Source organism: Ralstonia sp. 22086 (assembly GCF_052045975.1).
Classification (GTDB): Bacteria; Pseudomonadota; Gammaproteobacteria; order Burkholderiales; family Burkholderiaceae; genus Ralstonia; species Ralstonia wenshanensis.
This window is the reverse complement of the sequence record NZ_JBQEPZ010000002.1, coordinates 143,281-156,023: the sequence shown is the minus strand read 5'-3', so window position 1 is coordinate 156,023 and position 12,743 is coordinate 143,281. Positions and strand designations below refer to the sequence as shown.

At 62.9% G+C, this 12,743-nt stretch carries 12 protein-coding genes; 1 reads left to right on the top strand and 11 read right to left on the bottom strand.

Annotated features, from left to right (window positions below):
* Positions 1–9: 9 nt before the first annotated feature.
* From mgtA to ACTJK6_RS09780, 7 genes are all read right to left on the bottom strand, one after another.
* Positions 10–2,616, bottom strand: a complete 2,607-nt coding sequence (mgtA, locus tag ACTJK6_RS09810) for a magnesium-translocating P-type ATPase (protein WP_440838872.1) — start codon at positions 2,614–2,616, stop codon at positions 10–12.
* A gap of 73 nt (positions 2,617–2,689) precedes the next feature.
* Positions 2,690–4,177 (bottom strand): efflux transporter outer membrane subunit, encoded by a 1,488-nt coding sequence (locus ACTJK6_RS09805; protein ID WP_440838871.1) that lies wholly within the window; start codon positions 4,175–4,177, stop codon positions 2,690–2,692.
* Positions 4,174–5,259: an HlyD family secretion protein gene (locus ACTJK6_RS09800; RefSeq protein ID WP_440817928.1), complete on the bottom strand. Its 1,086-nt coding sequence runs from the start codon at positions 5,257–5,259 to the stop codon at positions 4,174–4,176. Before ACTJK6_RS09800 ends, ACTJK6_RS09805 begins: the two co-directional genes overlap by 4 nt.
* Complete coding sequence (locus tag ACTJK6_RS09795) at positions 5,256–5,954, bottom strand: ABC transporter ATP-binding protein (protein WP_373407712.1); 699 nt, start codon at positions 5,952–5,954, stop codon at positions 5,256–5,258. Before ACTJK6_RS09795 ends, ACTJK6_RS09800 begins: the two co-directional genes overlap by 4 nt.
* Positions 5,955–5,956: 2 nt before the next feature.
* Positions 5,957–7,093 (bottom strand): ABC transporter permease, encoded by a 1,137-nt coding sequence (locus ACTJK6_RS09790; RefSeq protein ID WP_440838870.1) that lies wholly within the window; start codon positions 7,091–7,093, stop codon positions 5,957–5,959.
* A 144-nt stretch (positions 7,094–7,237) separates the two neighbouring features.
* Positions 7,238–7,885, bottom strand: a complete 648-nt coding sequence (locus ACTJK6_RS09785; protein ID WP_260801732.1) for a response regulator — start codon at positions 7,883–7,885, stop codon at positions 7,238–7,240.
* Entirely contained in the window at positions 7,882–9,270 is a 1,389-nt protein-coding gene (locus ACTJK6_RS09780) for a PAS domain-containing sensor histidine kinase (protein WP_260801733.1), read from the bottom strand. The genes ACTJK6_RS09785 and ACTJK6_RS09780 overlap by 4 nt, the downstream gene beginning before the upstream one ends.
* Positions 9,271–9,523: 253 nt before the next feature.
* Here ACTJK6_RS09780 and ACTJK6_RS09775 point away from each other — a divergent pair, with 253 nt between their 5' ends.
* Positions 9,524–10,324 (top strand): helix-turn-helix domain-containing protein, encoded by an 801-nt coding sequence (locus ACTJK6_RS09775; protein ID WP_440838869.1) that lies wholly within the window; start codon positions 9,524–9,526, stop codon positions 10,322–10,324.
* Between the two features lie 101 nt (positions 10,325–10,425).
* On the opposite strand, the gene ACTJK6_RS09770 is transcribed toward ACTJK6_RS09775, so the two are convergent.
* The 4 genes from ACTJK6_RS09770 to ACTJK6_RS09755 are packed head-to-tail and all read right to left on the bottom strand — an operon-like array spanning position 10,426 to position 12,742.
* Positions 10,426–11,073 carry a BON domain-containing protein gene (locus ACTJK6_RS09770; protein ID WP_232039433.1) on the bottom strand — a complete coding sequence of 216 codons (648 nt, stop codon included), beginning with the start codon at positions 11,071–11,073 and terminating at the stop codon, positions 10,426–10,428.
* Positions 11,074–11,103: 30 nt separating this feature from the next.
* Entirely contained in the window at positions 11,104–11,466 is a 363-nt protein-coding gene (locus tag ACTJK6_RS09765; protein ID WP_232039432.1) for a TraR/DksA family transcriptional regulator, read from the bottom strand.
* A 46-nt stretch (positions 11,467–11,512) separates the two neighbouring features.
* Positions 11,513–12,043: a flavodoxin family protein gene (locus ACTJK6_RS09760; protein ID WP_045203943.1), complete on the bottom strand. Its 531-nt coding sequence runs from the start codon at positions 12,041–12,043 to the stop codon at positions 11,513–11,515.
* 45 nt (positions 12,044–12,088) lie between these two features.
* Positions 12,089–12,742 carry a BON domain-containing protein gene (locus tag ACTJK6_RS09755; protein WP_440838868.1) on the bottom strand — a complete coding sequence of 218 codons (654 nt, stop codon included), beginning with the start codon at positions 12,740–12,742 and terminating at the stop codon, positions 12,089–12,091.
* Position 12,743: the final 1 nt, after the last annotated feature.

The following is a 12,743-nucleotide window of genomic DNA, read 5'->3' as shown; positions in this document are numbered from 1 at the left end:
ACGACCGGCTCAATCCAGACCGTATCTGCGCACGTACCAGGCTTTCATCACGTAGGCACACAAGCCGTAGACGAGAACGATCGCTGCCAGGCAGGGCCAGTAGGCTGCCGGCAGCGGCGTAAAGCCGAACAGCGCCCCGACCGGTGTCAACGGCATGGCGATACCCACGCAGGCAATGGCAATGCTGGTCAGCACCAGGGCGGTGCTCGCCCGGCTTTGCACGAACGGCACCTTGGCCGTGCGGATGATATGGATGATGAGCGTCTGCGTGAGCAGCGATTCAACAAACCACCCGGACTGGAACAGCGCTGGATCGGCCCACGCGTGAAAGACGCCGAGCAGCAGCGCATAGGTCGCGAAATCAAACAGCGAACTGACAGGCCCCATGTACAGCATGAACTTCAAGATGCTGCCGATCTCCCATCGTCGTGGTTTGACGAGATAGTCGTCGTCTACGTTGTCGGTCGGGATGGCGGTTTGCGAAAAGTCGTAGAGCAGGTTGTTGAGCAACACCTGCACGGGCGCCATTGGCAGAAAGGGCAGAAACAGGCTGGCGCCCAGCACGCTGAACATGTTTCCGAAGTTCGAGCTGGCGCCCATCTTGATGTACTTGACGATGTTGCCGAACACCTTGCGCCCTTCCGTCACGCCCTCGCCCAGCACGGCCAGGCTTTTCTCCAGCAGGATGATGTCGGCGGACTCCTTGGCAATATCGACGGCGCTATCCACGGAGATGCCGACATCCGCGGCCTTGAGCGCCGGCCCGTCGTTAATACCGTCACCCATGAAGCCCACAACGTGGCCCCTGCGGTGCAGTGCCTCGACAATGGCCGCCTTTTGCGCCGGCGACACCTTGGCGAACACGGATGCGCGCTCTGCCACCTCGGCCATCTGCTCGGGTGACATGGCGGCCAACTCGGTCCCGAGCACCACGGGCTCCACGGCAATCCCGACCTCGCGACAGATCTTGCGCGCAACAATGGCGTTGTCCCCCGTCAGGATCTTGACCGCCACGCCGCGGGCCTTCAATGCGGCAATGGCGGGTGCGGCCGTATCACGTGGCGGGTCGAGAAAGGCGATATACCCCAGCAACGTCAATCCCGACTCGTCCGTCACGGCGTACTGGCTTTGCTCGTGCGGCATCTCCTTGTACGCAACCGCCACGACACGGAAGCCGTCGGCGTTGAGGTTCTCCGCCAGTTGCCGCGTATCTTGGAGGTGGCTTGCCTCCAGCGGGCCAGCCTCGTCGCCGCTTATGTAACGCGCACTGACGGCCAGCACTTCTTCCACTGCACCCTTGCAGATCAGCACATGCGTGCCGTCGTCCTGCGCCAGCACCACCGACATGCGCCGGCGCTCAAAGTCAAACGGCAGCTCATCGATCTTCTGGAACCGCGCATGCACATCCAGGCGCTGTTCCAGCTCCACATGCTTGAGCACAGCCACGTCCAGCAGGTTCTTCAGGCCCGACTGATAGAAGCTGTTAAGAAACGCGTACTCCAGCACCTGGTCGGATTCTTCACCGCGCAAATCCAGGTGATGCTTGAGGATGATGCGGTCTTGCGTGAGCGTGCCCGTCTTGTCGGTGCACAGCACATCCATCGCACCAAAGTTCTGGATGGCGTTGAGCCGCTTGACGATGACCTTCTTGCGCGACATGGCGATGGCGCCCTTGGCCAGATTGACCGTCACGATCATCGGCAGCATCTCGGGCGTCAGGCCCACGGCCACGGCCACCGCAAACAACAGCGCCTCGAACCAGTTGCCCTTGGTCAGCCCGTTGATGAGAAAGACCGTGGGGGCCATCACCAGGATCAACGTCAGCATCAGCCACGTGAATCGGGTAATGCCGCGATCAAAGCTGGTCTGCACGCGTTGCGCGGCAATCAGGTTGGCCACATGGCCAAATGCGGTGCGGTGCCCGGTGGTCAAGACAACGGCCGTGGCGTAGCCGCTCACCACGGCGCTGCCCATGAAGCACAGGTTGGGCCGGTCGAAATCTGCCGCAGGATGACTGTCGGAAGGCTCCGCATGCTTTTCCTGTGGCATGGCTTCGCCAGTCAGGGCCGACTGGTTGACGAACACATCCTTCGCACTGAGCAGCCGCAAGTCGGCCGGGACCATGTCACCGGCCGAAAGCTGGACGATATCGCCCGGCACCAGTTGCTCGATCGGGATTTCCTGGCTCGCTTCGGCGCCATCGGAACCGATGCGACGTACCGTTGCCGTGGTATGCACCATGCGCCGCAGTGCCTCCGCCGCCCGGTTCGAGCGATGCTCCTGCAGAAAGCCCAGCACCACGCTCAGCACCACCATGACGGCAATCAGCACCGCCGCCCGCACATCGCCCAACACCGCCGAGACGCCCGCCAGCGAGATGAGCAGCAGATTCAGCGGATTGACCGAGCGGCGCGCCAACTCAATCAGCACGGCCTCTTGATGACCATTGGCCACGCGGTTGAGGCCGTTTTCACGCAGGCGCTGTGCGGCAGCCTCCTCCGTCAGGCCGTGCGTCTGGGTCTGGAGGCGCACCAGCACGTCTTGCGAGGCAAGCGCCGACCACATCGAGAGATCGTCGGCGGGCGAGTGCGGAAACGGCACGGACGTGATGTGCATGGGAAATCGCGAGCAAACCGGATGGATGTGCAAACCATTAGAGCGCAGGACGTGCGTCCGGTCTTGACGCAACTCAACGGCCATCGTTGCCTGGGCGGCTGTCGTGCGTGCCCGCCACCGGCGGTTCAATGCCGGCGCCACGCCAGCCGCCGCCCAGCGCAAGGAACAGCGCCACGGTGTCTTGCAGCCGCTGTGCACGCACCTGCAGCGTGCCGAGCACGGCTTGCTGATACTGCAGGTCGGCACTCAGCACCTGCAGATAGCCGCTAACGCCGGCACGGTAGTCAGCGTTGATCTCTTCGAGTGCGGCACTTGCCGCCGCCTGCGCGCGCAACTGTGCGTCAAGCTGCGCGGCATCGTGTTCCAGCGCCCGCAGCACATCGGCCACCTGTTCAAACGAAGAGAGCACGACCTGCCGGTAGCCGGCATCGGCGGCTTGCAAAGCCTGCCGGGATGCGGAGCGGCGGAAATACAGGGTGCCGCCCTCAAACAGCGGGGCGACAAGGCTTGCCCCCACGCTCCAGGCGCCGGCCTTTGCACCAAACAGATCGGCGCTGCGGCCGCTCATCCGGGCGTAGTCTGCGCTCAAGGTCAAGCTGGGCAGCATCGCCGCCGTTGCAACACCGACCTCGGCGCTGGCCTGGTGCAGGCGTGCCTGTGCGGCCAGAACGTCGGGCCGCTGGCGCACCAGTTCAGAGGGCACCAGCCTGGGCAGGTCCGCCGGCAGTTGCAGCCCGTTGAGCGCGACGTCTACAGCGTCTGCTTCGGAAGGAAATCGGCCAGTCAACACCGCCTGCAGATGTGCAGCCTGGTCGCGCTTCTGCTCCAGCGGTGGCAGCGATGCCTCGAGCGACGCCAATTGCGCAGCAAGGCTCAGCTCGCTTGCATGTGCCATGACGCCGGCTTCGACCTGCGCGTGTGCAATCTCTACCTGCTCGCGCACCACGGCAATCAGGCTGCGCGTGGTTTCAATCTGTGCCCGATAGGCGGCATGGGCGATCACGGCGTTCACCAGGTTGCCGGTCAGGGTGAGGTAGGCGGCGGCCACTGCGTACCTTTGTCCCTCCGCTTGCGCCGCCAGTGATTCCACCGCACGCCGATTGCCGCCAAAGATATCCACCGCGTAGCTGATGGATGCCCCCAGCGTCCACAGCGTAAAAAGACTTGGCGCCCCGGTCTGGCCGAGCCTGGCGGGCACCGCTGCCTGGCGCGACACATCGGCTGATCCCGCCACCTGCGGGTAGAACACGCCCGCGCCAGCTCGCAACAGGTCTTGCGCGGCGCGCAGGTTGGCTTCTGCCTGCTGCAGGCTCGGGTTGGCCGTAATGGCGGCATCCATGGCCTGATCAAGCGCCGGACTGCCGAGGGCGCGCCACCAGTCTGCAGGCACGGTTGCCGCCGTGAAGCGCTGCGCAACGCCATCTGCGGAGGTGCTCTGCGCAGGATTGCCTTCACGAAGATAGCGATCGACGCCCGGTGCCGGCGGCGCCTGAAAATCCGGTCCGACGGCACAGCCCGACACCGCAAGCGCGGCGCCTATCGCCCACGCCGCCGCTTTCACGACGCCCCCTGTAGGTAAACGTCGACCAGTTGGCCTGGATAGACAGCCAGCTTGTCAGGCTGCTTGAAACGGAAAAGCAATGGCAGCACGCGCACATCCACGCGTTCGGAGCGCTGGTCAGACAACTGCACCTTGGGCGACACGTACGGCTGCACGCGCACAAATTCCAGCGGCACGCTGACATCGGTGCCGCGCACAAACATGCGTGCCTGTACCGCACCGGGCGGAAGACGGTGCACCAGGATCTCGTCCACATACACACGGACAGCCAGCTTGTTCTGGCCGGTGCTCATCGTGACGAGTGGCACGTTGGCCCGTGTGTAGGCGTCATAGGTACCCTGCGGCGAGACATAGCTGCCCATTGCCGTGTTCACGGACATGACAACGCCATCCACCGGTGCACGCACGGCATATTTTTCGAGCAATTCTGCCGCTGCCGCCGCGCCCTTCTGCAAGGCATCGCGCTGTTTTTGCAGCGTGCGGATGTCGTAGCTCCAGGCGCCGGCGCGCGTGAGTTCGTACTGCCGCTGGGCAACTGCAAGATTGCTGTGTGCCACCCGTACCGCGTTGGCGGCGTTGTCCATGGCATCGCGACTGACTGCCTTGGGATTGAGGCGGGCGGCCGCTTCAAGCTTGTCCAACTGATCCTGTACGGTGCGCAGGCCGGCATCTGCTGCGCTCACCTGTGCACGGGTGACCTCCAGTGTTTCCTTGCGCGGCTGGGCCAGCAGCGCGTTCAACTGGGCGTCGACGGCATCCGCTTGCGACTGCTGCTGCGCGGTCAGGGCGCGCTGCACGGAATCCTCGATCTGGATCAGCACATCGCCGCGCTTGACCGTCTGCCCTTCCTGCACGGCAATGCGCGCAACGGTGCCCGACACCTCGGCATACAGGTTCAGGTTGGCGCCGCTGGGCTGATCGCTTTCGACGATGCCGTTGGCGTAGATGCCCGTCGCGTACGGATTGGCCGCTGGTTGGAAGACGGGCGGCAGCGGCGGCCTCTGCCGTGCGTAGTAGATGGCCGCGCCAATCCCCGCCAGCGCGCCGATCACAGAGAGCACAAACAACCAGCGGATCTTCATCGCGCCTCTCCATGTTCAATGCGGCTCAGCCTGCCGTCCTCCATGTCGAGGATGCGGCTGGCCATGTCGAGGATGCGCGCGTCGTGCGTCACGATCACGATGCAGCGGTGCGCGTTCAGGATTTCCGTCTTTACGAACTGCATGATGGAGCGTCCGGTATCGCCATCGAGCGATGCGGTGGGTTCATCCAGGATGAGGATGTCGGGCTGCGTGACGATGGCGCGTGCAATGGCCACGCGCTGCTGTTCACCGCCACTGAGCTTGACCGGCGGCAACTGCGCACGGTTCTTCAGCCCGACCACATCGAGGTAGTGCATGGCCTGCTCGAGCGCAGTGTCCCAGGCGACATGCCGCAGGATCAGCGGGATGGCGACGTTCTCGACCGTAGTGAGCCGCGGGAACAGGTGATAGTCCTGAAACACGAAGCCGATCCTGCCCAGGCGAAAATCGGCCAGCGCGTCGGCACCCAGGCTCCAGATATCGACTCCGTCCACCACGGCCCGGCCGCCATCCGGGCGCAGGATGCCGGAGATCACGCTCAACAGCGTGGTCTTACCGCTGCCCGAAGGCCCGACGATGAACAGCATCTCGTTGAACTGGGCGTCGAAACTGACCTGCTTGAGCGCGCAGGTACGCGCCTCGCCCTCGCCAAACCATTTATCGAGCCCCTGCGCGGCAATGGCAACGTTGGCCACGATCAACCCCGGAAGATGTCGAAGGGTTCGATGCGCAGTACCTTGCGTACCCCGATGTACCCCGAGATGCCGGCAATCACAACGACCATGGCCAGCGCAAGCATCAGGTTGGTGAACGTGATCATGGCTGCATAGTCTGGAATGCGAAGGCGCACCAGTGCGATCGATGCCGCGCATAGGCCGATGCCCAGCCCGTAGCCAACCAGCGCCACGAACGTCGCCTGGAAAACGATCATCTTCACCAGCTCGCGCCCCTTTGCCCCGATGGCCTTGAGTGCGCCAAAGCGCTCCAGGTTTTCCAGGATGAAGGTGTAGAACGTCTGTCCCGATATCGATAAGCCCACCACGAAGCTGATCACCGTCATCAGCAGGATGTTGGTGCCAAGCCCGGTCTGGTAGGTGTAGAAGTGCGAGATGCGGCCGATGAACTCTTCCTTGGTCAGCGCGCGGTAACCGAGCCGGTCTACCGCACGTTCGATCGCTGCAACGTCGGCGTCGGACTTGGGCTCAATCAGGATGTACGACATCGAGTAGCGCGTACCGGGCAGATATTGCACAGCGCGGCGGTACGTTGTGTACAGGGTGGGCACGCCAAACAATCCGCTGGTCGCCACCTCGCCAATGCCGACGATTACCCCTCGATGGTCATTGACTTCGAACTCCGTGCCGATATGCGGGTTTTCCAGTTTCCCGAACTCGGCGTCCTGGATGACGATGAAGGCGTTGTCGCCGTACAGATCCTGGATACGGCCACTCAGCATGCGAGGACGGCCGAACAGGCTGGTGTCGTCAATGCCGACGACGGTGACCGGCTGATAGGTTCCGCTTTTCAGGCGCACAAGTGCGCCGCCCGAATACAGTGGAACGGCAAACTTCACGCCGTGAATGCTGCGTACCGCATCAAGAACGTAATCCGGCATGCCGATCGAATTGGCCACGGTATTGACAGCCGGATCCATGACCCACATGCGTGCGCCGATGTTGTACACGGCAGATGAAGACCGATTGAGCACGCCTGCAAACAGCGACGTCATCTCGATCATCAGAAACACCGCAAACGTGATGCCGACCAGCAAGCCGCTCAGCTTGGCCTTGTCATTGACCAGCAGCTTGTAGGCGAGTTTGAGAATGGCTTGCACATGGCCCCCTTGGCCATGCACGGCAGACAGGGGAGCGCCCCGGGGTGATCTCGACCGGCCGATGCATGTGCATCAACAATAGCGATTCGGGCGCGACGGCCTTTGACGTGTCGCAAGACCGGGTTGGGTCCTGCGGGGAATGCGCTAGAGCGTATCGTCGTCGGAGAACAAGCGATGACGTATCGCGTAGCGCACAAGGGCAGCTTCGCTGGAGAGCTGCAGCTTGTCCATCAACCGCATCTTGTAGGTGCTGATTGTCTTGGCACTCACGCACAGGCTGGTGGCGATTTCGGTCAAGGGCTCACCCTGCACCAGCCGGCGATAGACCTCCATCTCGCGGTCTGACAGGCGCGTGTGGGCGGCCTCCTCACTGGGCTCGCCCAGGCTGTGCGCGAGTTTCTCCGCCATGGGCGGACTGACATACGTGCCGCCGGTCGCCACCTTCTGCAGCGCGGTGACCAGCTCGGTCGCGGCGCTCTCCTTCGTCAGGTAGCCGGCCGCCCCCGCACGAAAGGCACGCGCCACGTACTGCTCTTCTGCGTGCATGGTCAGCACCAGCACCCGCACCCTGGGGTGGTCGTCGTGCAACTGGCGGAGCAGCTCCAGCCCGCTGCGCCCCGGCATCGAAAGATCCAGCACGATTACCTGCGGTTGATGGTCACGCACCAGTTGCAGGACCTGCGTACCGTCGGAAGCTTCGCATGCGACTTCAAAATCCCCTGCGCGCTCCAGGATATGACGCACACCATCGCGCATCACGGCATGATCGTCGGCGATCATCACGCGAATCATGTCCGTGCCTCCTCGGTGGCTTTGTGAACGGTGGGAAAGCTTACGCTCAAGCGAAAGCCACCGCCGGGCGCGTGTGTGATCGTCGCCTGCCCGCCCAGCAAGCGGGCCCGCTCACGAATGCCAAGCAACCCCAGCGGCTTGCGCTCACCCACCGCCGGAGGTGCCCCGCTCCAGCCATGCCCGTTGTCTTGAATGGACAACTCCAGCACGTCTTCTTGTTGGGAGAACGCGATCTCAACACGTGTGGCATCGGCATGGCGCACGACATTGTTGAGCGCCTCCTGCACGATCCGAAAGACCGAGATGGCGGCGCGCTCGTTCATTGCCAGCTCTTGAGCATGGACAGTCACGACCAGACCAAAGCGTTGGCGAAAATTCTTGGCCATCCATTCGATGGAGGGCACAAGCCCCAGCTCGTCAAGCAACGGCGGGCGAAGATCCGCGGAAATCTGCCGCACGGCAACAATCGTCTCGTCAATCACATGTTGCATCGCCTGGGTCTGGTCGATCAGCGCCTTGTCGCTCCGTGCGGCCTGCAGATCCGCCGCCAGCAGCGAAATGTCCATTTTGAGCGCGCTCAGGCGTTGCCCCAGATCGTCGTGCAGCTCGCGGGCGATGCGGTGCCGCTCCTCCTCGCGCGTTGCCAGGATGCTGTCCGACAAATGCTGCAGTTCTTCCTGGGAGCGCCGCAGTGCCGCTTCCGCGCGGACGCGCTCCGTGGTGTCGCGCAGCATCACCGTGAACAGCTTGCCGCCGTTCACCTCGATCTGTGAAATCGACGCCTCGATCGGGAATTCCCGCCCGTCGGTATGCAGGGCAAACAGCGGCCGCTGCTTACCCATCTGACGCTCCGATACGCCCGTCACCCCGAAGCGCCGCACGTGGGCCTCGTGTGCACCGCGAAACCGCTCGGGAATAAAGTCCGACAGGGGGCGACCGATGGCCTGGCGGGCTGAACACCCGAACAGTGTCTCGGCCATTGGATTGAACAACACGATGCGCTGGGCGTCGTCCACGGAAATAATCGCTTCCATGGACGAGCGGATGATGCCGGCCAGCCGGGCTTCGCTCTTTTCCAGGTACGACAGATCCCGGGCGACGGCGGCTCGCAGCTTTCGGAGCCGCAGCCAATAGAACACCAGTGCTACAACCGTCGCGATACTTGCCGAGGCTAGTAAAACGAAGGCGGCATCTCCGGCCTGGAGGGCAAACGCCAGTCGCGCAACCGCTGCGGCCAGTAGCAAAACGGCCAGTACACCCACCACCAGTTCAGCTGAGGTGGATTGCAATTGCAGCAGCCGCCTGTGCGTTGCCTTCGAGGATTGAGTGTCTTGCTCCGGCACCGAACACCACCAAAAGGTCGGGATGCAATCAACATAGCCCATTCCAAAGGCTGGAGATACTAGCCGTGTGAAGGAGGCGCCCCCCGGAAAACCCTGCCGCCGGTGTCAGGGAATCCTGACACCGGCATGGCGCATCCCGACGGCCAACTCAGCGCTGCCTGATTTCGCGCAAACGCGGCGCCTCCGATACTGAGCATACGGACACCGGACCTTGATGGAACGCAGTGACCGGATACCCACCGCCTCACCGAGGATGTGTGGTTCAAAGACCACAGACGCCTTCCGGAGCCGCCCCATGATTCCGCGCACCATAGAGTCCCCTGCCCCCATTGAAACCCGCCATCCTGCTGCGCTTCCCCAACTCAGGCTCGTGCGCGACGCAACACAGGCCCGGCAGACTACGCCACTGATTCCCAGCAGCCAGTGCGCAAATTGCATGATGCACTGGGCTTGCATTGCGAGCGCTGTACCAACCGCGCAACGTGAACAGCTGGACCAGATGGTGCACACCTGGCGCAAGATCGCCAAGGGCGAAGCACTTTTCCGTGCGGGCGACAACTTCCACGCCCTGTATGCCATCCGGTCGGGATCGTTCAAAACCGTGGTATCGCACCCCAACGGCGCAAATCACGTCACCGGATTCCAACTGTCGGGCGAAACGCTTGGGCTCGATGGCATTGCCGCCGATCGACACACCTGCGATGCGATTGCCCTGGAAGACAGCACGGTCTGCTCCATGCCTTTCCATTGCATTGAGGACTTGTGCCAGGACATCCGCCCCCTGCAACATCGTCTTCACCAATTGATGGCCGAAGAGATCGTGCGCGAGTCGGGGCTCATGCTGCTGCTCGCCGGGCTGAGTGCAGAAGCGCGTGTGGCCACCTTCCTGCTGAACCTTTCCACGCGCATGCAGGACCGCGGATATTCCCCTTCGAGCTTCACGCTGCGCATGACCCGTGAAGAAATCGGCAGCTACCTCGGCATGCAGCTTGAGACGGTCAGCCGTGCGCTGTCGAGGTTTCAACGCGAGGGTTGGATCGTCGTGAGCGGCAAGAACATCGAGCTGACCGACAGGGCAGCACTGACTGAGCTTTGATCGGTCTGCCTGTTCTCCGCTAATCCACTAATCCACTAAAAAACGCTGCTCCGGATTTGCTGCCGGGCAGCGTTTTTTCTTTCTTGCATGACTCCCCGACCCTACGGCGCGATCTGGAGATGATCGATGACTTCCGTCACGCCCGGTGCGGACCATGCCGCGCCCTTGGCAGCGCGCCGCTCCGCCGCGGAACCGATGTGGCCGCTGAGGGTCACCGTCCCGCCCTGAACGGAGACGCGGATGTGATCGGCCTCGCGTGCGGCATGCCGCTTGAGCGCCGCACCGATCTGCTCGGCCACATTGGCCGGCACCACGCGCGCTTTGATCCGCAACCGATTGATCAGACCTGCTACACCGCGCAACGATCCCACCGCATGCGCCGCCTGTTCGCTCTGGTATGGCCAGTCGACCTCGCCCGAGAGCGTTACCCAGCCGTTCTCGACCAATACCTCGATGCGATTGGACGGCAGGCTGACCTGCCATTCAAGCGCGTCACGGGCCGCTTGAGCAACGTCCGCATCGGTGTGTGCACCCGGCAGGCGAACTTCGATTTTCTGCACGACACCACGCACGCCACCTACGCGCTCAGCTGCATGCTCGGCTGCAAGCTTCTCCATGTAGCTGCGCACGTGGCCGGTCAGTGTCACCACGCCGTTCTCCACTTCCACACCAATCCCTGCGGCATCCACCGCAGGTTCCCAAAGCAGTTCGTCGTTGACGTCCTGCTTGATGCCCAGATCGCTTTTCATATCTCGCTCCTGCTAGATAGAGTCGCCTGGCTATGCCCAGTGGCGTTCACGCGCCGTTTGGCAAGACAGACAGCGCATGGCTGTCGGCTGGGCTTGCAGGCGTAAAAACGGAATCGTTTCGCCACAATCGACGCAGATGCCGTAGCTGTGCTGCTGCATGCGCTCGCGTGCAGCATTCAGTTGCTCCAGTTCCGTTCGGTAACGGGCGAGCATGACGTCGTTCGTTTGGTCCCCCGCCTCTTCATCGGCAAGATCCGCGTTTTCGAACGGCGCTTCACGCTGGATCGGCACAACGGATTCGCCCAGCGCCGCCAGTTGACGTTGCACGCGGGCTTCCTGTTCGTCGAGCAAGCTCGTCAGCCGTTTCCATTGCGCCTCGGTAAAGCGGGTCATGCCCAGTCTCCTTCGGTTGATTCAGCGTCGCGCTGTGTGTCCGGTTTCAGGCTTCGGTTGGCGACAGCCAGGCTGGGCGCTGCCTCGATTGCTCCCACCGCCCGGCGGTCTTCACCTGATCGATAAAGCCCGCGATCTCCTCCTGCGACAACCCACTGAGCACGTCGCGCTGGAACAACGCCAGCACCGGCGCCGGAATGGTGGCCGTGATCCGCATGATTTCTTCCACAGCGCGGAATGCCCCGCGCGCCGCCATGACACAAATCACAGACAAGTGCGTGGACGCCGGCAATTGGTCAGCCAGGAAGTCCCGCATGGGCGAAGCCAGATGGCCCATCCAGATGGGCGCGATCACGACAACGTGCTCGACTTCACCAAGCGGCGGACCTTCATAGCGATACTTGGCGCGCGCATGGAATACCGTTTCGATGACGCAGCGCGCATCGCCCAGGAAGCCGGCGCGCGGATGCTCGTCGGTTACCTCGGCAAGCTGCCATCCGCTCTGCGCAGCCATCTGCTCGGCAACCTGACGTGCCGTACCGGTACGCGAGTAGTACACGATCAGCTTCTTTTCCATCTCGGACTCCAGGGTTTTCGAAAGCAGTGGAACGGGCACTTGCGTCTAGGAAACAACCCACATCTGATCGACAACGGCACGCACGCCGGGCGCGTCCCATGCAGCTTCACGGGCCGCTCGGCACTCGTTGAGGTTGCGCAGCGGCCCATACAAAGTCACCGTCCCGTCCGCCACGGAAACACTGAGGCGCGAGGCGTCGACCACAGCCAGGCGTTGCAGCGCCTTCGCAATGCGATCACTCAGATCTGCCGGGCCGGAGGCGGGGCGCAATGTCAGCGCATTGGCCACGGACTTCACGCCGTGGACTCTGCGCACCGTGTCCAGCGCCGCGCGGCGCTGGAAGTCCTGATCGACTTCACCGCGCAGCGTCACGGCCCCGTTTTCAACAGTGATCTGGACAACATTCGGCGGCACCGAAGCATTCCAATGCAATGCACTGCTGATCGCCTGCGCAATCTCGTCATCCGGGCGTTCCATCTCTGGCGGCATCCGTACATCCACATGGATGACAAGCGCGGTTACGCCGGCAACGCGGCGGATCGCCTCCTCCGCGGCATGCTTGTCGGTAAACCTGTCGACGCCGCCGGAGAGCGTGACGACGCCGTCCTTGGCCTGCACCGCAAAGCGGCTGGCGTCCACCGCCGGATCCCATAGCAGCTCCTCCTCGACATCGTGCTTGAGCTGGATATCGTTCTTCATG

Coding starts and splice junctions, on each gene's coding strand:
- mgtA (WP_440838872.1), bottom strand. CDS start 2,616: ATGCACATCACGTCCGTGCCGTTTCCGCACTCGCCCGCCGACGATCTC.
- ACTJK6_RS09800 (WP_440817928.1), bottom strand. CDS start 5,259: ATGAAGATCCGCTGGTTGTTTGTGCTCTCTGTGATCGGCGCGCTGGCG.
- ACTJK6_RS09785 (WP_260801732.1), bottom strand. CDS start 7,885: ATGATTCGCGTGATGATCGCCGACGATCATGCCGTGATGCGCGATGGT.
- ACTJK6_RS09780 (WP_260801733.1), bottom strand. CDS start 9,270: ATGGGCTATGTTGATTGCATCCCGACCTTTTGGTGGTGTTCGGTGCCG.
- ACTJK6_RS09775 (WP_440838869.1), top strand. CDS start 9,524: ATGATTCCGCGCACCATAGAGTCCCCTGCCCCCATTGAAACCCGCCAT.
- ACTJK6_RS09770 (WP_232039433.1), bottom strand. CDS start 11,073: ATGAAAAGCGATCTGGGCATCAAGCAGGACGTCAACGACGAACTGCTT.
- ACTJK6_RS09765 (WP_232039432.1), bottom strand. CDS start 11,466: ATGACCCGCTTTACCGAGGCGCAATGGAAACGGCTGACGAGCTTGCTC.
- ACTJK6_RS09760 (WP_045203943.1), bottom strand. CDS start 12,043: ATGGAAAAGAAGCTGATCGTGTACTACTCGCGTACCGGTACGGCACGT.
- ACTJK6_RS09755 (WP_440838868.1), bottom strand. CDS start 12,742: ATGAAGAACGATATCCAGCTCAAGCACGATGTCGAGGAGGAGCTGCTA.